Origin of the sequence: Streptomyces wedmorensis (assembly GCF_000716445.1) — a bacterium.
Classification (GTDB): Bacteria; Actinomycetota; Actinomycetes; order Streptomycetales; family Streptomycetaceae; genus Streptomyces; species Streptomyces wedmorensis.
In genome coordinates this window covers 14,331-34,977 of sequence record NZ_JNWK01000070.1, presented here as the reverse complement: position 1 = coordinate 34,977, position 20,647 = coordinate 14,331, and the positions used below count along the sequence as shown (strand labels likewise).

15 protein-coding genes and 6 pseudogenes are annotated in these 20,647 nt (G+C 68.3%); 11 read left to right on the top strand and 10 right to left on the bottom strand.

Annotated features, from left to right (window positions below):
• The first annotated feature begins 655 nt into the window (after positions 1 to 655).
• Positions 656 to 1,456, top strand: coding sequence for a restriction endonuclease (locus tag OO54_RS35840; RefSeq protein ID WP_051787623.1), 801 nt, complete (start codon positions 656 to 658; stop codon positions 1,454 to 1,456).
• Between the two features lie 164 nt (positions 1,457 to 1,620).
• Here the strand turns inward: OO54_RS35840 and OO54_RS35835 are convergent, their stop codons facing one another.
• From OO54_RS35835 to OO54_RS44365, 5 genes and pseudogenes are all read right to left on the bottom strand, one after another.
• Positions 1,621 to 1,986 carry a hypothetical protein gene (locus OO54_RS35835; RefSeq protein WP_033211087.1) on the bottom strand — a complete coding sequence of 122 codons (366 nt, stop codon included), beginning with the start codon at positions 1,984 to 1,986 and terminating at the stop codon, positions 1,621 to 1,623.
• A gap of 775 nt (positions 1,987 to 2,761) precedes the next feature.
• On the bottom strand, positions 2,762 to 4,531 hold the full coding sequence (locus OO54_RS35830; RefSeq protein WP_033211085.1) for an NlpC/P60 family protein: 1,770 nt from the start codon (positions 4,529 to 4,531) through the stop codon (positions 2,762 to 2,764).
• Positions 4,532 to 4,763: 232 nt separating this feature from the next.
• Positions 4,764 to 5,039 carry an SDR family NAD(P)-dependent oxidoreductase gene (locus OO54_RS44370; protein ID WP_078905528.1) on the bottom strand — a complete coding sequence of 92 codons (276 nt, stop codon included), beginning with the start codon at positions 5,037 to 5,039 and terminating at the stop codon, positions 4,764 to 4,766.
• 207 nt (positions 5,040 to 5,246) lie between these two features.
• Positions 5,247 to 5,843 carry a hypothetical protein gene (locus OO54_RS35820; RefSeq protein ID WP_033211082.1) on the bottom strand — a complete coding sequence of 199 codons (597 nt, stop codon included), beginning with the start codon at positions 5,841 to 5,843 and terminating at the stop codon, positions 5,247 to 5,249.
• A 556-nt stretch (positions 5,844 to 6,399) separates the two neighbouring features.
• A pseudogene (locus OO54_RS44365) lies at positions 6,400 to 6,672 on the bottom strand (response regulator); the annotation flags it as partial.
• Positions 6,673 to 7,152: 480 nt separating this feature from the next.
• Between OO54_RS44365 and OO54_RS35810 the strand changes: the two are divergent.
• Positions 7,153 to 7,353: a CsbD family protein gene (locus OO54_RS35810; protein WP_033211079.1), complete on the top strand. Its 201-nt coding sequence runs from the start codon at positions 7,153 to 7,155 to the stop codon at positions 7,351 to 7,353.
• 508 nt (positions 7,354 to 7,861) lie between these two features.
• Here the strand turns inward: OO54_RS35810 and OO54_RS35800 are convergent.
• Complete coding sequence (locus OO54_RS35800; RefSeq protein ID WP_033211076.1) at positions 7,862 to 8,242, bottom strand: thiol-disulfide oxidoreductase DCC family protein; 381 nt, start codon at positions 8,240 to 8,242, stop codon at positions 7,862 to 7,864.
• 113 nt (positions 8,243 to 8,355) lie between these two features.
• On the opposite strand from OO54_RS35800, the gene OO54_RS35795 reads away from it, so the two are divergent.
• Together OO54_RS35795 and OO54_RS48915 are read left to right on the top strand one after the other, a co-directional pair.
• Positions 8,356 to 8,685 carry a hypothetical protein gene (locus OO54_RS35795; protein WP_033211075.1) on the top strand — a complete coding sequence of 110 codons (330 nt, stop codon included), beginning with the start codon at positions 8,356 to 8,358 and terminating at the stop codon, positions 8,683 to 8,685.
• A 167-nt stretch (positions 8,686 to 8,852) separates the two neighbouring features.
• Positions 8,853 to 9,542 (top strand): annotated as a pseudogene (locus OO54_RS48915) (DUF4241 domain-containing protein); the annotation flags it as partial.
• 60 nt (positions 9,543 to 9,602) lie between these two features.
• Here OO54_RS48915 and OO54_RS46120 read toward each other — a convergent pair.
• Positions 9,603 to 10,160: a SixA phosphatase family protein gene (locus tag OO54_RS46120; RefSeq protein ID WP_234439640.1), complete on the bottom strand. Its 558-nt coding sequence runs from the start codon at positions 10,158 to 10,160 to the stop codon at positions 9,603 to 9,605.
• 374 nt (positions 10,161 to 10,534) lie between these two features.
• On the opposite strand from OO54_RS46120, the gene OO54_RS35785 reads away from it, so the two are divergent.
• On the top strand, positions 10,535 to 12,496 hold the full coding sequence (locus OO54_RS35785) for a M20/M25/M40 family metallo-hydrolase (RefSeq protein WP_033211072.1): 1,962 nt from the start codon (positions 10,535 to 10,537) through the stop codon (positions 12,494 to 12,496).
• On the opposite strand, the gene OO54_RS43115 is transcribed toward OO54_RS35785, so the two are convergent.
• Together OO54_RS43115 and OO54_RS48910 are read right to left on the bottom strand one after the other, a co-directional pair.
• Complete coding sequence (locus OO54_RS43115) at positions 12,436 to 12,690, bottom strand: hypothetical protein (RefSeq protein WP_157856572.1); 255 nt, start codon at positions 12,688 to 12,690, stop codon at positions 12,436 to 12,438. The genes OO54_RS35785 and OO54_RS43115 overlap by 61 nt on opposite strands.
• A 565-nt stretch (positions 12,691 to 13,255) precedes the next feature.
• A pseudogene (locus OO54_RS48910) lies at positions 13,256 to 13,633 on the bottom strand (caspase family protein); the annotation flags it as partial.
• Positions 13,634 to 14,042: 409 nt separating this feature from the next.
• Here OO54_RS48910 and OO54_RS35770 point away from each other — a divergent pair.
• Complete coding sequence (locus OO54_RS35770; protein ID WP_234439638.1) at positions 14,043 to 14,600, top strand: T6SS phospholipase effector Tle1-like catalytic domain-containing protein; 558 nt, start codon at positions 14,043 to 14,045, stop codon at positions 14,598 to 14,600.
• Here the strand turns inward: OO54_RS35770 and OO54_RS35765 are convergent.
• Positions 14,564 to 14,764 (bottom strand): hypothetical protein, encoded by a 201-nt coding sequence (locus OO54_RS35765; protein ID WP_033211067.1) that lies wholly within the window; start codon positions 14,762 to 14,764, stop codon positions 14,564 to 14,566. The two genes, OO54_RS35770 and OO54_RS35765, sit on opposite strands and share 37 nt — an antisense overlap.
• A gap of 335 nt (positions 14,765 to 15,099) precedes the next feature.
• Here OO54_RS35765 and afsR point away from each other — a divergent pair, with 335 nt between their 5' ends.
• The 5 genes and pseudogenes from afsR (at position 15,100) to OO54_RS44355 (ending at position 20,647) form a co-directional block, all read left to right on the top strand.
• On the top strand, positions 15,100 to 18,051 hold the full coding sequence (afsR, locus tag OO54_RS35760) for an SARP-family global regulator AfsR (RefSeq protein ID WP_033211065.1): 2,952 nt from the start codon (positions 15,100 to 15,102) through the stop codon (positions 18,049 to 18,051).
• A 218-nt stretch (positions 18,052 to 18,269) separates the two neighbouring features.
• Positions 18,270 to 18,935, top strand: a pseudogene (locus OO54_RS35755) (IS5 family transposase); the annotation flags it as partial.
• Between the two features lie 146 nt (positions 18,936 to 19,081).
• Positions 19,082 to 19,423, top strand: coding sequence for a hypothetical protein (locus OO54_RS35750; RefSeq protein WP_234439637.1), 342 nt, complete (start codon positions 19,082 to 19,084; stop codon positions 19,421 to 19,423).
• A gap of 131 nt (positions 19,424 to 19,554) precedes the next feature.
• Positions 19,555 to 19,746: pseudogene (locus tag OO54_RS48650) on the top strand (hypothetical protein); the annotation flags it as partial.
• 91 nt (positions 19,747 to 19,837) lie between these two features.
• Positions 19,838 to 20,647, top strand: a pseudogene (locus tag OO54_RS44355) (IS5 family transposase).

Genomic DNA, 20,647 nt, shown 5'->3' with positions numbered 1-20,647 from the left:
GCGCCATGCCGCTCGTGTAGTCGACCAGTGCGGCTCCCACGCTCCCATCGATCGAGGCCATCGCCTCCTTCAAAGCCGTCTCCACACTCAACATCGGTCCTCACTCCTCTTGTCCTCGAGTGAGGACCGGCCGGTCTCAGGCCCTGGCCGAGTGATCACGGCAGAGGCTACCCACGGCCCGTCAGGGGCCGTGGGGGCATTGGGAATCCGACGGCAATCGATCCCCCGCGCCCCGGCATCCACCCACGCGACGACGACCCCGACGGCGAGCCGCGGCTGATGGGCGCGATCGACCGCGCAGACGACACCCTGCGCCACCTCCCCCGCCACCGGGAAACCGTCCGCCAGAGGGCGCCCCACTCCCGGGCCGCGTCCACGTCGAGCAGACCGGCCTTGCGAAGCTCAGCCAGAAGGATTTCGCGCGGGCGGGGCCAGACACCGCCTTCTATCCAGTCCCGCAGGCGTCGCCGGGCCGATCCGTGGCAGCGATCGCGAGCTGTTCAGATGACCGGAGCATGCCCCGCGTCTGCCGTGCCATCCGTGGGGAGCGCTCCGGCAGCGACCTCGGGGGTTTCGACGGCGTCGACGGGGTGAGGTGATTTCTCGTCAGGGAGGCCGGGCCGAGGGATCGGATCCGGACGAAGGAGGGGGCCGGATGGCAGCGGTCGGTGACGACGGTAGGGGCGTGACGCGGCGGGAAGGCCGAGCGCGCCCGCTGCGGGACCTCGTGCTCGTCGTCGGGCTCGTGGGGGTAGTGGCCGGGGGCGCAGCGCTCATGGTCAAAACGGCCCGCGCGACCGGCTCGTACCTCCCTGCCGTCCTCGCGGCCCTCGCCCTGGCGCTCGGCGTGGGGTCGCTGCTGGCCCGGTGGGGCAGGACCCGCTCCGCGCCGTACGCCCCGGGTGCCGGCGGCACGGAGCCGACGGTCCCGATACCGGCCGCCGAGACCTTCCTCGACACCTCCACCACCCGGGACATCACCCCGCCCGCGGTCGAACCCGCGCCCGTCCCGCCGGCCGTCGATTCCGCGGCGCTGGACCACCTGGCCGTCGACCCGGACGGCTTCGAGCACACGGTCGCCGCGCTGTGCGTACGGGACGGCTGTTCCTCCGTCGAGGTGGTCGGCGGCGCCGGTGACCTGGGCGCGGATGTGATAGCGACGGCCCCCGACGGCACGCGCGTCGTGCTGCAGTGCAAGCAGTACGCGCAGGACCACCGGGTCGGCTCCCCGGACCTCCAGCGCTTCGGGGGCACCTGCTACGTCGTGCACGAGGCCGACGTGGCCGTCCTGGTCACCACCAGCTCGTTCACGGACCCGGCACTCGCGTACGCCGCTTCCTGCGGGATCGTCTGCGTCGACGGTACGGACCTGGCGGCCTGGACGGCGTCGACGGCTCCGCCTCCCTGGGCCGGTCAGCCCGCGGTGCCGACGCCGGGAGGGCCCCCGGCGTCCTGAGGAGGGCCAGGATCCTGGACACTCAGGGCGTCACTCGGGGCCAGCGGGCGATGTGAGGGGGACACGACCCGCCCCGGCCGAGACGAACTGCTTCTCCAGGGCACCGAATGAACCGCCGGGTGGAAGGGGCGGACGCCCCTTCCACCCGGCGGTCTCGATCCTCGCTACTCGAAGTAGAGTCGTCCCTGCTCGGGGCCGTCGAGGAAGTTCGACCAGTACGCGCTCGCAGGTGTTCCGCCGTCGAAGTACGTCCCCATGTTCTTGCGGACGCTGATCGTGCCGTCGGTCATGTGGACCATCATGTCGGCCTTGCCCGGGGTGCCGCCCTGGGTGCCTGTCGGCAGGGTACGGCCGATCGTGAACTCCGCGCCCAGGGCCATACCGTCCGCGGCGGGTGTCCGGCCGGGCAACCCTACGACCGAGTTGTTCGACTTGCGTCCCCACAGGTCGGACAGTCCGTCACCGTCCAGATCGCCCGAGGAACCGAGCGCGGGGTAGTCGACGGCCTTGAGGCCGGTACCGATCCTCACCCGCTCGCCGGCCGCGCCCCATGTGGCGGGATCGACGTTGCCGTCGGGCCCCTCTCGCCGAGAGCGCGATAGACGTCGCCGGTGGGAAGGCTGGCGTCGGGTACCGCGAGCGTGGCGACTTTGCCCTGTTGGCGGGGACCGACTGGTTCACCACGGGCGTGCTGTTGCCCGCCTTGAAGACCTGGTACTCCGCGGTGAGGTTGCCGGCGTCGGGGCCGTCGGCGCGGGCTGCCCCGAGGAGCGCCTGCGGAGTAGAGGAGGGGAACTCGTGGATCGACGAGACGTTGCGCGTCCGCGCGGTTTTGGACATGGCGTCCCCGGCTGTCGACCGCATGGCGCGGGCATGCTTCGCTGCGAAGCCCGCAACGCGCCAAAGCTGTTCGCGGCGCTGCGCCGAATCCACGTGTCCAAAACGTGCCTCGCCCCGCTGGTTGGTCAGCGGGGCGAGGCATGGTGGCTGCTTCTCGGTCCTGGAGGAACTGCCAGGTCCTGGACCGGGTCCAGCGGTCCGCCCAGCAAGTGGTGCCCTTGCTCTCCGGCCCGGCCAGCCCGCCGACCACGAGGACCGAGGGGACAGCGGGGAGAGCACCGAGCGGAACCCCGTGCCCTCCCGCACCGCCAACAGGCCCCGCCACCTATGTGGTCGGCCCTGGTCCTGGCGGATCGAGGAAGGCGCCGACGACGATTCCGCTGGATTACCGAGGGCCGCAGGGGCGATTGGGTCGTTCGGCCCGTGCGGATGTACTCGCAGAACGGATCAGGACGTGGGCGCGTGTCAGATGCGGTGCACGGTGTGGAGCTTCGTGGCGTACGTGCCTGTGCCGTCCAGGGTGGAAGAACCTGACAGGTCCGACATGGTCGGGCCGTTTCCTGTCTTGCGGCTGGAGAGGAAGCGGCGCTTGCCGTTCGTGTCCTTCCCCAGGTAGATGCCCACGTGATCGACGGTGACGGTCAGGTTGTCGTCACCGGAGTCGGCGTTGAAGAGGACCAGGTCACCTGGCTGCAGCAGGCTTGCGGCGGGTGGGGTGCTGCCGGTCGTCTGGTCGATGCGTGTACCCGGGGCGTAGTCCACCATGTCGCGAGACTTGCGGGGCAGACGCGTCTTGGAGGTGTCGGCTCCGGCCGCCAGCGGGACCCGGTGGTGGTAGCCGAACACCATACGGGTGTAACCGGAGCAGTCCAGATTGCCGACCTGCTTGCTGGAGGGGCCGGTGTAGGTGCCGTCCGGGAAGGTCCAGCCGCAGTTCATGTACTCGTGGAAGTCGGCGCCCTCGTAGCGGTTGCCCTGCGGGTCGAGGTAGCCGTAACCGGCCTGGCCGAGAACTTGCTTGCCTGCCGCGGCGCCCGCACCCGCGGTCACGGCGGGCGCGTTTGGGAGGAACATCGCCGCGTAGGCGAGGACGTCGGGCGCGGTCGAGCCGGCCCAGGAGCGGATCTGCGCCTCAAGCGTGGGAGTCCAGGTGCCGTCGAACGGCTCGTCCAGGACGCGCACCCAGTCGGTGTGGGTGACGGTCGGCAAGGTCTCCCACGTGGCGGCGGTGACCTCGAAGCTGCTGACGGTCAGCGTGATCGGCAGGTTGGTGCAGCCGTCGTTGGCGAGAGCACGGAGGCCCACCCGGCCTTTGCCGAAGGTGCTGTCGTCGACCTCCGTGGTCCAAGCAGCCGGTTCGGTGGTGTCCGTACGCCAGGACTTGACCTGGATCCTGGTTCCTTCACGGCGGACCCGCACGGACCACCTGGTGCCGGCGGCGACGCCAGTGGCCAGAGAGACGGCCGGTATCAGCTGCGTGACGGCGTCGGCGACCTCCTTCTCGACACGGAGCTCGACGGCACCCGTGGTCGTGAAGGACAGTCGGGCCCGGTAGCTGTTGTGTGAGTCCTGGTAGCCGAAAGACAGGGCGTACGAGCATGCCTGGCCGGTCGGCACCTTGTCGAACCTGGCCACCGAACGCACATCGACGTCGGTGATCTCCCCGTCGCGGATACTGGCGTGGCGACTCGCGTAGGCCGTGGTCAGATTGATGATGCCCGCGCCGGGGGTCACCGAGTAGTCGGAGGCGGCGCCGCCGAGGGTGGTCCACCCACCACCACCGGGAGCGGTGCCCCAATACACGCGGTCTGCCTCGGGGAGCGACAGGTCCGGCAGGGTGCGCTGGAAGTCGTCGACGAAGGGCCGCTTGTTCTCGGTGAAGGTGCGCTTGGGACCGGGAAGGAGCACCGTGCGTGCGCCGTGCGTCAGCAGCGCGATGCGCTTGCCATCGCAAGTGACCTCGGTGCGGGCAGGAGTGCCGGACAGCACCTGGGCGCTGAGCGTGCCGAGAGCAACGGGAGTGAACCAGTCGGCACCGAGGTCGGCGATGGTCACCGCAGAGCGCGGGGCACCGAGACCGGACCCGGGGCCGACGAGCGGCGCCGGGGCAGGGGCCACAGCCGTGGCGCCCGTCTGCGCGGCACGAGCCGGGCCTGCGGTCAGGGAGGCAAGGGGAACCGCGGCAGCGGTGGCGGTTAGCGCGGTGAGCAGACTGCGGCGGGAAGTGTTGGTCATGACGACATCATCCAGATGCCCTCAACCCCCCTCCGTCGGGGTTGACCTCGGCGTCGAAGCTCCGGCTCAGCTTTCTCGGCTTCGCGCGGTGGCCACGCCGAGGGACGGTTGAGCGTCTCCCCGCGGCATGTGAAGTCGCCCGGAAACAGGCCGCGTTCCGTGCGGCTGGGCCGGCCGTCCGGGCCGTGGAAGAGGTTGTGCTTCGGCTGGAGAAGCTGTTGTTCCCGGCGATCTACTCTCGAAGCCGAGTCCGAATCCGAGCCGCCCCGGTTGCGGCCCCGTCCGGCTCGCCGCGGCCGCGAGGCCACCGGTTCGCCGACCGCACCCGGACTCGGCACGCCGCGGTCCGCCCGGTTCCGGTCGAGGACGCCGATGAGGCGCGCTCCCGCGCGACTGCGGCGAGGGTCCGTTCGGTGCGGGCCGCCGGCACGAGGTCGGCCCGGCGGGCGGCGAGTGTGTGCGCCACCCTGCGGCCGATGCCGCTGGACGCTCCGGTGACGACCACCATGGGCCGGTCCGGCCGGTTCACGGAGCCCCGCCGATCCGGTGGGCCCTAACGGCCCCGGCATCGACGGCTGACCACGAGCCCTTGGCCGGTCGGCGAAGGCGGAGCGGCTGAAGACGGGACGGCTCGTTCGGTCGGGTCGGGTGCTCCAAGAATGTGATCACTCGCAGTCCGACCCGCACGAGGGTGGGGGTCCGGATGCCGACGAAGTCAGTGCGGCAGGTGGGAGCTGATGCCGGCCGGCAGGTGCGGGGAGAGGGAAGCGGCGCGCTGCCACATGCCCGAAACCTGCTCGGTGGGCCGCTGTTGCTCGCCGTGCAGGGCGTTGAGCACCACCAGACCCCCCGTGAGCGCCGGTACCACCCACTGCGCGCAGGCCAGCTGCCGACGTGCCTTGTCGAGGTCGACGGGGTGCTTGCTCGCCTTCTCGGCGCTCTCCGGGTCGGAGGAAGAGGCCAGCTCGACCTTCTTTCCCAGGACGCGGGTGTAGGCGGTGGCGGCCAGGGCCGCCGCGGTGACGAGGGTCTTGGCCGCGGTGGATGCGGCGACGCCCTGCTGGGTGGCGACGCGGTGGGCGTTCACGGCCAGCAGCCCTCCACTGCCGAACAGGTGGACACCGATGGCAGCGGCATTGACCGGCGTCCACTTCGCCCAGCCGGCAGAGGCGATCCGGTCCGTGGCCGCCTCCGTCCCGCCTTCACTCCTGGCAGCACCGTTGAGGCCGACCGCACCCATCAGCGAGCCACCGAACCAAGCGGCCAGACCCACATCGTGCAGACTGCGAATCAGCGTGTGACGTTCAAACACGGTAATGCTCCTTCTGAGCGGGAGGAGGGGGCTTGACCGACGCGAACGCCGCATCCCACCCTCACCCCGCCCCGGACACACCGGCATCACGGTGAGCCGGACGGGTGTGATTGTCAGACGGGCACCAGTCGGGGTGGCAGCGAAAGCACGGGCGCCATGCCGGTTGTGGCCTTCGTGGACAGGCCCTTGAGACGCCCCCTGGCCGATCTCCACAAAAGGCTTCGCGCGCAGGCGAGGAAACGGCGGCTACGCAGCCGCCGTGAGGCAGGGCTGGTCAGCTCGTCACGCGGCGCTGTCTTGGAACAGCCGCTACGTCGAGCGTTGCTACGCCAGGCCGGCCCAGGCGAAGCGGCTCGGACGACGAAGCCGTCGGCGCGGAGCCGGGCCAGGAAGGGAACGGGCCCTCGCCTCCGATGACGAGGGCTGGGCGGCGCGACAGGTTGAGGTCTGGGGGAAGGACTCGCGACCGGTGACGGCGGCTTCTCTGAAGGAGGTGCTGCACTTGCGGGATCACGCCGATCTTGCGGCGATGTTCCGTTATGAACGGCAGCTTGATGCGGTCGGTCTCCAGTTGATCGAGCCTCGCCTCGAGGTCGGCGATGCGCTCCGTCCGGTCCTGCAGGGGGTCGTCCAGGACGTCGCCGCGAACGCCGGACCAGCGCGAGACGCGGTAGGCGTCAGTCAGCTGCTGCTCCAGGATCTCCACCGCGTGCTTGGAGGAGGACGCGTCCAGGGCCTATCCGTACAGGCCCGGTACGAACTCGATGGCCTCGGTGGTGACCGCCGTTCCGCGGTGCTCGGCGACGTCCGCGAAGAGGTCGCTGATCACCGGTCGATCTCAGTGCGCGCAGAGGACGGTCCCTCACGCCTTCTCCGTTCGTCTCACCCGTCCTGTCGGAACGGGGCTTGTCATCCGTCCGGCCGATTGTGGAAAGGGGGGACCAGAATGGAGGACCCCGAGGTGTTGCAGTCCGCCTGGCGGCGTGGCCGAGGAAGGGCTCGATGGGCTGCGAGCGGTAATGAGTCGGCGTTGCTGGCCGGTCCGGGCACGGCACGTCATGCGGCTGCCCGGCGCGCGGTGGCTTCCCGGGCGTCGACGGCCTGGAGCTAATGGTCTTGCTCGACATCTTCGGCCTGTGCCGTGCGGATGACCCGTCGGCTTCAGACCGGCCCTAACGATGCGGCGGGTGCTCTGCACAGGACGCTGCCCCGATCGGCAGGGCGATCTCCGGGCTCCGCGCGCGAAATCATCTCACCTGTTCTAATTTGTCCATCGATCGACCGTTCTTTCGGAAAGGGAGTTTTTCTCATGGCTGAGAAGGCCAAGGGCAAGATGGAGCAGGCCAAGGGCAAGGCCAAGGAGGTGGCCGGCAAGGCGACCGGGAACGAGCGGATGCAGGCCGAGGGCAAGGCTGACCAGGCCAAGGGCAAGACCCGCGAGGTCACGGGCAAGGCCAAGGAGCAGGCCCGTGGGATGAAGGACTCCCTGCGCGACCGCCGTCAGCCCTGACCGCACTGCCCACCACGCGTACGGCAGGCTGCGGCGCTTACCGCGCCGCAGCCTGCCGTACGTGCATGGAACGCGCCCTGCTGGGGGGCTCACTCACCCACCAGGCACAACGCCTCACTCGCTACCACGCACCAGCTCGTAAGTCGCCCACTCGGGCTGCCGCAGCGTAAAGACTCGCCGCAGTTCGATCCCATGCTGGAGAAGGTCCCTGTGCCTCGCATGGGGGCGGGCCGGCCACGCGTCCGCCCCATCGCGTGCGGGCCGACAGGACAACGCCTCCCGCACGAACACGGCATACCTGCGCCGCCGCGGAATCCGCTGCACCATCTCGACAAGGCCGACCAGGCCTGCAACCGCCAGAAGACCGGTGGTCGCCACGCTTCGATCCGGCCTTCGCGCCTGTCTCGCTCGACGGCCGCTCCCGCTTTCGGTCGGGGTGTGGCTCGACTCGGCATCGCCGACCGTGGCGACGGAGGCCGGGCGAACCGTTCGAGACCTCCCGTTCAGGTCACCGGGGACGGCGGGGCACGGCGCAGGCCGGTGTCCCTCCCGGCAGCCGGTGGCGGTGGGCTGCGACGAGCCGGTAGACGCGTCGGGCGGCCCACCGCACACCCGGCAGCAGGAGCACCGCGCCCAGGGGGGCCCAGGCCCCGCCCGCGCTCAGGAGTGCCTTCGCGACGGCCCGGGCCCCTCCCTCCACCGCTCCGGCCGGTGTCACCCACAGCACCTCGTACTCGGCGCGCTCCCGGGTGACTCCGAGGGCGTCGAGATCCGCGAACTGCCACGGGACGATGTCGCAGCGGGGCCGTACGCGCCGTTCGGCGAAATTCGCCGACGTCGTGCAGAAGCCGCAGTCTCCGTCGTAGACGAGCACAGGCCGAGAACGCATGCTTCCATCATGCTGCGTCGCGAGACCGAAGACGCACGCCGGGTCGACCGCGCGCCGCCCCTCGGCCCCCGGCCGAAGTCGCGCGGCGCCGCCCGTCTGCCAGTCTTGGTCGGGTGACGGCTGATGCGCGGGAACCCGCCCGCACTCCCGACGGACGGTACGTGATCCTCAACGGCAGACGCTGGCGGGCGACGGACCCCAAGGTGCCCGAGGAGGTCGTCGCACGGCTGCGTTCCCACCTCATGGCCGCACGTCGTGCCGTGGCCGCGGCCCTACGCGCCCAGGACACGGAGGCCGAACGCGCCGCCCGGACCCGGGTCCACACGGCGAAGGTCGCCCTTGGGGAACGCGGCACGCCGTGGTGGGACCAGGAGGAGACGGAGCGCCGCGCCCGCTGGAGCGATGGGCTGGCGGCACTCGACGAGGGCACCGACAGAGGATGAGCCAGGCCCGCCGGACGTCGTCCGGCGGTGCTCGAAGGTCACCCGAGCCAGCCGTTTTCGCTCCGGCGGTTTGACTGGACGAGACAGTCGGCCCCTGAGCGTTGGGGACGGCCGCTGGGGAGCAGGCCGGAGCCGCGGCTCTGGGTGCAGGGGATCTAGGGTTGCCCGTGATCGTCGGGAAGGGCGGATCTGTGCAGGATGTGAGTGCCGTGGTGGAGGCCGGGCCGGAGAGGTCCGCATATCTGGAGGCCGTATTCACGGTGGGGGAGCGGCTGGGTGTGCGGTTTGACGATCCCCTCGTGCCCGTAGCGGTGGTGGAGGTGGGCGTCGTGTCCTCTCTCCGGGTACCCAGCGGCCGGATCGTGGTGGACACTCCATGGCCAGAGGACCGTCCTGCATACGAACTGGTGGAGCGGATTCCTGCGGGAACGTACGAGGTGGAGGCGTCCTGGATCGAGGCGCCCCACGAGTTCATGGGGGAGCACTTCGACGGTCGGGAGTGCGCGGCGGTTCGCCTGCGTGTCCGCGACGAGCCGGTGTCCGAGTGGGAGATGGCCCTTGGCGCGGACGATGACGCAAAGAGGCTTGCCCCGGGGTGTGAGGTCGGGTTCGAGACGGACACGGCGATGGGGTCTTTCGCCGATGCCGCCAGTTGGCAGGCCTTGACCGAGCCGTTCAGACGGTTCTGGGAGAAGTGCGAACAGCAACCTGGCGTCGTCCACGGACGGGAAACCGAAAGCCTGCGTTCCGGCGAGTTCGAAAAGGTCGCCGACGACGCGGCTCAAGCGGATCTGATCACCTTTCCTGCGGAAGAAGGCACGACTACCGTCTGGATCGGCCGTACCGCCGGCGGCCGGGTGGCAACCGTGGCCGTCGCCCCGCACCAGCTCGTTAGTGGCGCCGCGCCGCGGGCCGACTCACCTCTGTCCGCGCGGCACGGCGAGTGCGGCCAGGAGCGCGGCGCCCGGCGCGAATCCGGACCACGAGCCATGTCGGGTCAGCACGGCGACGGCAGAGGTGGGGAACTTCTCCCGGACGTGCTGCAGCGAGTCGCCGAGACCCTCATCGGCGAGCAGTGTGATCAGGTCCTGAAGGCCCGGATTGTGTCCGATCAGCAGCAGGGTCCGCACATCGGCCGGCGCTTCGCGTACGACGTCGAGAAGGCGGTTGGCGTCCGCCGCGTAGAGGCGCTCGTCGTGGCGGGTGGGCGGCGTGGCGTCCATTTCGGCGGCGGCCAGCTCCCAGGTCGAGCGGGCCCGGCGTGCTGTGGAGCACAGGACGAGGTCGGGCAGGCAATCGGCATCCACCAGCCAGCGGCCGGCCGCGGGGGCGTCGCGCAGCCCGCGCGGTCCGAGGGGTCGGTCATGGTCGGGAACACCTTCGGGCCATGCGCTCTTGGCGTGCCGCAGGACGACCAGCCGCCGGGTCTTCCGATGGCCCTGGTGCAACTCGAACCGGATGTCGTCGATCGCCACGGCCGTCCTCACTCCGGAGCTGCAGCACTGAAAATGCTTTAACCCAAAAATATCACCGATTCATATTCCTGACGGACCATTATATACTTGAAAAACCAACCGCTTTTCCGCCCGAACGAGCACGCCACCACTTTCTTTCGCCCAGTTGCAGCGGCTGCACCGCACACTCACCATGTTGTCAAGAGGCCCGCGTCGCGAGCGCCCTGCGAGCAATCGGAATCAGCTCAGGCGAACGGCGTACGGAGGCGCACGGAGAACATCGCACCCGCCAAATCCCCATCGCGTCGATGATTTCAGGGTCCTGAACCGCAGCCGATCGGCAAATTAATCTTTTCGAGTCGACGCAGCTTGCATGCGCCGAGGAGGATCCGTCAATGGCTGAGCACTTGGCAAGTGTCGTCGTCCTCGACATCGGAAACACACTCGGCTCCGTGCGTGTTTCCGCGGACCAGCAGGACATAGAAAGCCTCACGGTCTATCCCTACATCCCGCTCATACTGGAGGAGCTCCGCGAGAAAGGGGCCCGGCTCGGAATCCTATCCGACCGGGGCACCATTCCTGAGGAGCGCGTCAATGCCGCGCTGAATCGGGCCGGCCTGCTGGCGCATTTCGATCAGCAACTGATTCTCTACGGCCGGAAGAATTCCACGCTCCTCTTCGAGCAGTGTGCCGCCGCGGCACGGAACTCCGGGGGAAACGGGAGACCTCGGATGCTTTTCGTCGGCGAGGATGCCACCGAACGGTCTTTCGCCCGACTGGCGGGCTTTCTCGTCGCCCCGCATCCCAGCCTCGCGTCGGCTGTGCTGGACCAGGCCACGACGTTGCACTATCTACGCATCCACGTCCCTGAGGCGGCAGCGGAGGGGAACGGAACGGACTGGCATTCCCTGCTGAGGGAACAGACCCTGGTTCCGCTGTACCGCTCGGTGCGCCGCGAAGCCCCGTCGTCGGCCGAGGTGTACGCCGTGGCGGACGTGGCGACCGCGCTGAAGCTGGACGACCTGGGGTTCGCCGTCGACCGCCTGGGCGTGGAGGACGAGCCGCTCACCACGGACCTCTATCTGCTCCGCGACGACCGGCAGAATGACAGCGGCTTCGGATCGCCGAACGGGAACGCCTTCGACCGCTTCGCCGACAACGGATCGGCACACCGCGTGCTCGCCTCCTCCCCGGAGGGTCTGTTCGTCGCGATCCCCGCCGGGCGTTCCGTGGAGAGCTATCACTTCGACGGCGCCCTGCACGGCCACAACCTGAAGCTGCAGGCCACCCCGGCGCTTCTGAACGGTGCCGCGAACGGTGTGACGCGGACGGCGGCGGCGCCTCCCGGGGCACCACGCGAGCAGGACATGCTCGACGCGGTCGACACACAACTGACCGCCACGGAACGGAACCTCATCACTGACAACATCACCACCGCACAGATGAACGGGGAGGTGGAGCGGTACACCGGCGCCCGTCCGGCGTCCGAGACCGTGACCATCCGCAGCCGTCACATCCATCACCCCGACAACGCCGCCGCGGTCCGCACTCTCGTGGCCGACCTCATCTCCGCCGGCTCCGGCCTGCTGACGGTCCGGACCCACAGTTTCGTCCATGAGGGCCGCTCCTACGACAACGTGGAAGCGACGCTTCCCGGCTCCGGTCTCGACGGTGTGGTCCTGGTGAGCGCGCACATGGACTCGACGGGTGCACGGCAGCCCGGATACCGCTCCCAGGTGGACCCCGCCCCCGGCGCCGACGACGACGGCAGCGGTGTCGCCGGTGTGCTGTGCGCGGTCAGGGCGATGCTGGCGCTGCGTGCCGGGGTCGACAGTCCACGCCGCGAGATCCGCTTCGTCTTCTTCAACGCGGAGGAACACGGCCTCGTGGGCAGTTTCTATTACGCGCGGGACCAGAAACAGCTCGGCACGGACATCGTGGCCGTCCTGCAGATGGACATGATCGGCTACGACGTCCAACAGCCCCGTGCCTTCGAGCTGCACGCCGGATTCACGCCCGACACGACCGTGGAGGCCCGCTCGGTCAAGCTCGCCGAGCTGATCGCCGCGGCGGCCTCGCAGATCTCGCCGAACCTTCCCGCTCCCCAGATGTACCCGGGGTCCGGCAACGGGCGCGACCCGGCCGAGGAACGCAGCGACCACTACACCCTCCAGCTCCACGGCTACACGGCGTGCCTCGTGTCGGAGGACCTTTTCCCCGGCCCCGGGCCCCTCGCGCCGGACATGGAACGCAACCCGAACTATCACCTTCCCGCCGACAGAACGATCAACGCGGATTACGCGACGGACCTCGCCCGCGCCACGACCGCCGCAGCATGGCTCACCGCCACCCGGTAGCGAAGAGGAATCACCATGACAGAGGCGACCGACTCGGCGAGCGGGATCGTGGTCCCGCTGTGGTGGACGCTGTCCGGCTCGATGTTGCCCATGAGGTACTGCCAGGAGTGTGTCTCGTACGGCGAGTCGGTCATGACGAAGTCCACCGGGGTCTCCTCGCCCGGGACCGCCACGCCGTTTTCCGTCAGCACCATCCCGGACGGCAGGGTGGCCGACGCTGCATAGCGGCCGGGGGCTATCTGGTACGACGTGAGCTTGGGGGACGTCCCGCAGGGGATCAGGATGCTGCGCCGGGTGTCGCCGGTGAGGGTGGACGGCGTCCAGTTCCTCCTTGCGTACGTCCCCTGGGCTGACGACGGTCTCGACCTCGTAGTGCCCGAACGGGAGGTACAGCGCCCACTCCCTGACATCCGCCGCGTCGTCGACGGGTGCGGGCGGCGGACGACGCCGGTCCGGCTGCCCGGGGTGTCGGCAGACGAACTCGGCGAGCGCGTTGTCCTCCTTGGGCCGGCAGCCGATGTACACCGGGACGACCGGATCCCCTCTCAGCTCGTGGAAGTCGAAGTCGAACGACTCGGGGCTGACCGGTACCGCGCCTCCCGCGAGAGTGCCCGCGAACGGAGGCTCTCTCATGAAGCGGCTGATCGCGTGCATGAGGGTGCCGGTGGTCACCCGCCAGACGCGGTCCTCGGTGTTCTCGCTCCCGGCGCCGTCGAAGCTCCGCAGCAGCGCGTCCGTGAACAGGCTCACGCTGTCGGCGCGTGCGAAGGACGACTCGCCGTGCAGGGTCGCGAAGTACACAGCGTGTTCCCGATCGACGAACCCGTCGGGTCGATCGTTCCCGGCGACCGGGACCCGGCCGAGGATGTCCCTGCCCACCAGCCTGACGAGCACGTCCGCCCCGGCCCGGCAGGCGTCCACGAAGAACACCTGCTGCGCGGCCCGGCAGTTGTTGAGACCGCGCGTCAGCGCCTCGAAGTGCAGCGCGCCGTTCAGCGGGCTGTTCCGGTCGGCGAAGACGTCCGCCGCGAGGAGGGAGGTGTCAGACCCGAGCGAGACGCCGTGGCCGCAGAAGTAGAAGACCAGCCGGGCCTCGTCGTGGTCGCCGCGGTCCTTCCACTCCGTGACGGCGGCCACGATGTTGTCGATGGTCGCCGCTTCACGACATGCCCCACGTTCGTCCTCGGGTGGACGAAGGGGGCCGGAGCCGTCTCGCTGAGCAGGAGCGCCAGACTCCCCAATGGCCTGGCCTCGTCGTGGTACTGATCGATCATCCAGGAGGCGAACCTGCGTGCCGAGAGCGGCGGCGAGGACAGCTGACGCATCCCCACCGCGCCGGGATGGGGCGTGGGATCAAGCCCGCCGTCCAGGTGAGTGGACGCCCCGACTCCGATGACGAGGGCGTGTGTGGACGAAGGCCCCGCGTTCTCGTCCAGGTGCACGGTGAAACCGGCCATGGAACCTCCGCGTGACGCACCGGCGGGCCGGCAGGAGGGTTTACTCCTATTATGTGAATAGATGTGCCGTATGCCGCTCGGAGGCCATGATGGGCAAGAACATCGTGGTGTGCCTGGACGGGACGGGCAATCAGCTCAAGGCCCGGGGCAACACCAACGTCGTCAAGCTCTACGAGATGCTCGACCTTCACGACCCCACGGCGCAGATCGCCTACTACGACCCCGGCGTCGGCACCTTCTCCGCCGCCGGCGCGTGGACGACCCCGGGGCGCAAGATCTCCAAGCTCCTCGGGCTCGCCTTCGGCTCCGGCCTCAAGGCGAACCTCGCCGAGGCCTATACGTATCTGATGCATCATTACGAACCAGGCGACCGGATCTTCCTGTTCGGCTTCAGCAGGGGCGCGTACACCGCCCGAGCCCTCGCCGGGCTGCTCAAGTCGGTCGGCCTGCTCCGCCGTGGCGGATCACGGCCGGAGACCCTTCACACAGGGAAGCGTCGGCAACGGGAGGAGTCTGCCCCCGGTGTTGGGGTGTCGCCTGTGCCCGAACGGGGCTACGGCATTTCACCGTGCCGCAGCCCCAGCTCGCTGGTGTCAGCCGCTCGTCTGAGCTACGCGATCACGCTGAGGGCGCGGTACAGCGCGTAGAGGATCGCTGGCAGCGCTCCGATCAGACCTGAGACTGCCACGATGACCGTGGGAAGCCGGTGCGTGGTGCGCAGTGACTTGACCAGGTGGGCAACGAGTGCGAAGTAGGCCAGTGAGATGATCACGCCGGCCAACAACCCTGCCGTTGAGCTCGTGAATTGCATGACAGTGCGCTCTCCTAACGTCCGAATGCCCAGTCCGTGATGGCATCGACACGCTGCGGGAGAACTGCGTCAGCGGACCCTTGGCTAGAGGGCCCTCGGCACCCTTCGACGGCGTGACGACGCTCTGAAGGTAGCTCAAAGCCACTGGTGCGCAATAGAGTTGAGAGAATTTTGATATGCCAAGGGCCCCGGGAAGCCATCCCGGGGTACCCTTCGCGACGCAAGTCCTCCGGACTGGGCAGTCTGGTGGTGGACGTCAGGTCAACCACGCTGACAGCCGGTGATATACGAATGATGTACGCCCTGCATACGGGCAGGGCGGCGTCGGGGAAACGGTGGTTCGAGGCGAAGTGGACGTTACAGACGAGGGGACTCTGAGGTTTGCGGTGCTCGGCCCGGTCCGCGCTTGGCGCGGACCCGACGCCCTTCCCATCGGCACCCCTCAGCAGCGTGCCCTGCTCGCCGTCCTGCTGCTGGCAGACGGCCGCACCGCCACCGCGGCGGAGCTGATTGACGCTGTCTGGGGCGATGACCCGCCTGCGCAAGCCATGGCCGTCATGCGCACGTACATGTCACGGCTCAGGAAGGTACTCGCAAGCCCAGACCTCGTGAGCGACTCCGGAGGCTACGCCCTCCACATTCCCCCGGGCTCGCTGGACCTCGGCCTTGCCAGAAGCCTTGCCGATGAAGCCGAATCGGTCCGCGCATCCGGTGATCGGCAGTCCGCCCGCACGCTGCTGAACCGCTCGCTCGGCCTCTGGGACGGTGAGGCTCTTGCTGGGGTACCCGGGCCGCGTGCTGATGCCGAGCGCGCGCGGCTCGAGCAATGGCGGCTTCAGCTGACGGAGAGCCGGATCGAACTCGATCTGGAACTCGGCCACCACGCAGAGGCGGTATCCGAACTCACCGCTTTGACCGCCGCCCATCCGCTGTGGGAACGGCTGCGGGAACTGCTCATGCTCGCCCTGTACCGCAGCGGCCGACAGGCCGAGGCTCTCGCCGTCTACGCAGATACCCGTCGGCTCCTCATGGACGAGCTCGGCCTGGAACCGGGTCCCGAATTGTCCAGGCTCCAGCAGCGCATCCTGCACGCCGATGCGGAACTTGCCCACGTCGAGGTACCGCCTGCTCTCGCTGCTCCCTTCAAGGTGCGTCCCGCCCAGCTACCTGCTGCTGTGCCTGACTTCACAGGAGCCTCCAGCCTGGTCAAGGAACTCAGCGACACGTTGTCTGCGGGCGCCGAAGGCCAGGTCATGGCGATCTCAGCGCTCGCCGGGATCGGCGGAATCGGCAAGACCACCCTCGCCGTCCACGTCGCGCACGCCGCCCGCCCGAACTTTCCCGACGGACAGCTCTACGTCGACCTTCAAGGCACGGCATTCCAACCCGTCGATCCGGAAGCGGTCCTGGGCGACTTCCTGCACACGCTGGGAGTCCGTTCCAGCGACCTTCCCGACACCTTGCCAGCACGGTCCGCTCTGTACCGCTCGCTCCTTGATGACCGCCGCGTCCTGGTCCTGCTCGACAACGCCCGTGACGCCGCGCAGGTCCGTCCGCTCCTACCGGGCGCCGCCAGCTGCGCGGCTCTCGTGACCAGCCGGGTACGCATGACAGGGCTGGCCGGGGCACACCTGATCGATCTCGACGTGATGAGCCCGGACGAGGCGCTCCAGCTCTTCACCCGGATCGTCGGCGAAGACCGTGTCTTGGCCGAACACACGGCTGCCCTCGACGTCGTCGAAGCATGCGGCTTCCTACCGCTCGCCATCCGCATCGCCGCCTCCCGTCTTGCCACCCGCCGCAACTGGACTGTCGCCGACTTCGCCACCAAGCTCGCCAATGAGCGACGACGCCTCGACGAACTCCAAGCCGGCGATCTCGCCGTCAAATCAACCTTCGAACTGGGCTACGGCCAGCTGGAATCGGCCCAGGCCCGCGCGTTTCGCCTCCTCGGCCTCGTTGAGGGACCTGACATCTCCCTAGCCGTTGCAGCCGCCGTCCTCGACCTGCCGGAACACGCCACTGAGGACCTCCTCGAGACCCTTGCCGACTGCTCCCTCCTCGACTCCGTCACTCCCGGCCGCTACCGCTTCCACGACCTGCTGCGCCTCTATGCACGCGCCTGTGCCGAACGAGACGAGCAGCCAAGCGAGCGGGAGACCGCACTGGACCGTCTCCTGGGCTTCTACCTGGCCACCGCTGCTCAGGCCTATGCCTTGGAACGCCCCGGCGATCGTTTGCCCGCGCACCTGTCCGACCCCCACCACCACGGGTTGACCTTCACTGAGCCGAAGGCCGCCCTGGAATGGCTCCATAGCGAAGCCGCCCAGCTCCTGTCTTGTGTGCTCCAGGCCGTCAGGCGGCCTGGAGCACTGCGCCGAGCCGTGGATCTGCTGTGGGCTGCCAGGGACCTCGCTGAATCCGGAGCCCATTCCAAGCAGTACGAGTCCGCTGCCCGATCCCTGCGCGACGCTGCCTGCACCGCCGGCGACCGGGGCGCCGAGGCTCGCGCCCGCACCACCCTCAGCAGCGTCTACATGATCACCGGCCACTTCACTGAAGCCGACGACGAAGCGCGTCAGGCTATGAAGCTGGCTCAGGAGACCGACGACCTCCTGGTCAGATACTGGGCTCCCAACGAGCGCGGCCTCATCGCCCTTTACCAAGGACGCTACAGCGATGGCGAGCGGCACCTGCTGGCTGCTCTCGATGGTTTCCGGGGCGATGCCAATTTTGTTGGCGAGGCTAGTGCACTTTGCAATCTTTCTCGCATCCACGCTGCTTTGGGGCGAATCGACAGCGCCATCGAACTCGCCCGACAGGGCATCGCCATCTACGAGCGGATGGACATGCCCCTTCGCCTGGCCAACGGCCGCTACGCGCTCGGCCTGGCCCTCACACAGGCCGGTCGGCTCGACGAAGCGACGCACCAACTCGGCCAGGCACTACCAGCCTTCCGCGAAGGCCGCCAGATTCTGTGGGAAGCCATGACTCACTTCAGACTCGCCGAGGCCTACCTGGCAGCAAACCAGCCCTCTCTAGCCGCCACGCACGCTGAGCAAGCCCTTGCACTGCGCGACATCGGTGGGAACTGGCGCCTGGGCAACGTACTTGTCGTACTTGGGAAGGCTCTCAGTGCCCTGGGCGGTGCTGATCGTGCGCGTGCCTGCTGGCAGGAGGCGCTGGACATCTTCGACGCAATCAAGGCCTCCGAAGGCGACCACGTACGCGATCTGCTGGCAACTGAAGATCGACCGGTTCTCCATGCAGAGGCTGAAGCTGGTTGATGCGGCGTTCGGGAACCTCAGTGCTGACGGACCGCAGCCACCAGGCGGTATGGACCTTTAGCCGACTCGCCGAACCAGTATGAGACGCATCGCTCTCCTTCAGTTAGGTGAAGAGTCAGGTCGGCGTGACCGCGTCCTGTAAGAGAGCATCTGATCTAGGTAGTTGGTGTTTTGGGATGGTCTTGTGACCGCAGGCCGTAGTGCTCGTTGTCCGGGGCATGACCTCTCGACGGGCGTATCGCAGTGACGTCTCCGATGCCCGCTGGGCGTTGATCGAGCCCGTGTTCGCCGTCTGGCGGGCCGCCCGCTCGGGGCCCGGGGCGGCGGCACGTGTTCACGACCTGAGAGAGATCGTGAACGCGATCCTCTACGTCAACCGCACCGGGATCCCGTGGGAGTACCTGCCCCACGACTTCCCGCCGTTCAAGACGGTCTACGACTACTACGCCAAGTGGGAGGCGGACGGAACCACCGAGCAGGTCCACGATTTGTTGCGGGACAGGACCCGCCGGGCGAACGACCGAACGGCGGAGCCGTCCGCGGCCGTGGTGGACGCGCAGAGCGTGAAGACCTCGGGCAATATCGCCGAGGCGAGTCAGGGCATCGACGCCGGCAAGAAGATCAAAGGGCGCAAGCGCCACCTGATCACCGACACCCTCGGACTGGTCCTGACCGTCCTGGTCACCGCCGCATCCGTCCATGACTCCGCCGGCGGCAAGCAGGCTCTGACCGAGCTGGCCGAGGCCCATCCGAGCGTGACCAAGATCTGGGCCGACGGCGGCTACCAGACCAGCGTCATCCAGCACGGCGCCCACATCGGCATCGACGTGGAGGTGGTACAGCGACCCAAAGAGAAGGGCTTCCAGCCGCTCCCCAAGCGGTGGTGATGCCGATCCCGAATTTTCCTCAGAGCTACTCTTCGCCCCAGTTGGTTCACGGAGTGAACCAACTGGGGAACGTGGGGAGCGGAGAGCCGGCGTGACGTAGTTGCTCTTCGACTGGTGTCAGAGCTGTGGGGGATGATCTGGCCATGCTGCAAGCGAGAGACGAGCACGGTCGTCAGGTGAGGAGTCCGGGGCCCACGGCCTTGAGCCGGATGGTGGCGAACCTCGGGCGGGGCAACGCCTTCGTGATCGTCGAGCGTGTCGACGATGAGGCGGCCGGTGATTGGTATGTGCAGGTGTGGCTGAGGGATGACAACACCTATCAGCTGGAGTTCCGTGACGGGACGGCGGCAGAGCACTACCAGACCCGGACGATCTCCCAGGAGAAGGTGATCGTCGCCCTGAGAGGCTGGGCCAAGGGGCGCCCGGATTGGAAGGACGCCTTCATGTGGAACAACATCGGTGCCTCGTTCGAAAACGCCGACTGACCCTGCCGCCGCCTGGGGTCGACAAGGTCAGTGACGTGCGTTTGCTTAGCTGCGACGCATGGGGATGACGTCAGGACTTGCTGCAGGGATGGTGGGCCGCGCGGCCTCGGGGGAGGTTTAAAGAGCGCCATCAGTGGGTGATCGAGCGGACCTTCGGCTGACTCATGCAGCACCGCCGCCTCGCGCGTGACTACGAGGCCCTGCCGCAAAGATCCCGAACAATGATCCACTGGGCGATGGCTAACAAAATGAGCCGCGAACTCACCGGAGAATCCACACCAACCTGGCGAATCGAAACGGGCATCCCGCTCACATCAACGTGAACGTTGATCAGATGCCCTCTTACTGATCGTTTCAGAATGAGTTCGCTGCTGGGGGTTGGCGGTCGGGCTTGGTGACGGCAGAGTGTTGAGGGTGTCGGATGATCTTGTGCCTGATGACCTGTGGGAACGTATCGCTCCGCTGCTGCCGCCCCGGCCGCCGCGGCGTCATCGTTATCCGGGGCGGTTGCCGGCGGACGACCGTGCGGCCCTGCGGGGCATCGTGTACGTGTTGCGCAAGAACGTCAGCTGGAGAGACGTGCCTGCCGAGCGAACCGGCTGCAGCGGAGTGACGGCCTGGCGGCGTCTGCGGGACTGGACCGAGGCCGGAGTCTGGCCCCGCCTGCACGAAGTGCTCCTGGCCGAACTGCGCAAGGCAGGTCTGCTGGACATGGACGACTGCGCGATCGACGGCTCGCACGTCAGAGCGCTGAAAGGGGGGCTCACACCGGACCTTCGCCGGTCGACCGCGCACGGCCCGGCAGCAAGCACCACCTGATCACCGACTGGCATGGCACTCCCCTTGCCGTGACTCTGACCGGCGGAAACAGGCACGACGTCACCCAGCTGACGCCGCTGCTGGACGCGATCCCTCGCATCCGCGGCCTGGTCGGGCGGCCGCGGCACCGGCCGGGCCGGCTGTTCGGCCGACCGCGGCTACGACTACGACAAGTACCGCCGCGTCCTGAGGGCCCGCGGCATCACACCCAAGATCGCCCGACGCGGTGTCCCACACGGCTCCGGCCTGGGCAAGACCCGCTGGGTCGTCGAGCGGACCTTCGCCTGGCTCCACCGGTTCAAACGACTGCGGATCCGCTACGAGATACGTGCCGATCTCCACCTCGCCCTGCTTCAACTCGCCTGCAGCATCATCTGCTTGAGGCGCCTACGAACCTCATTCTGA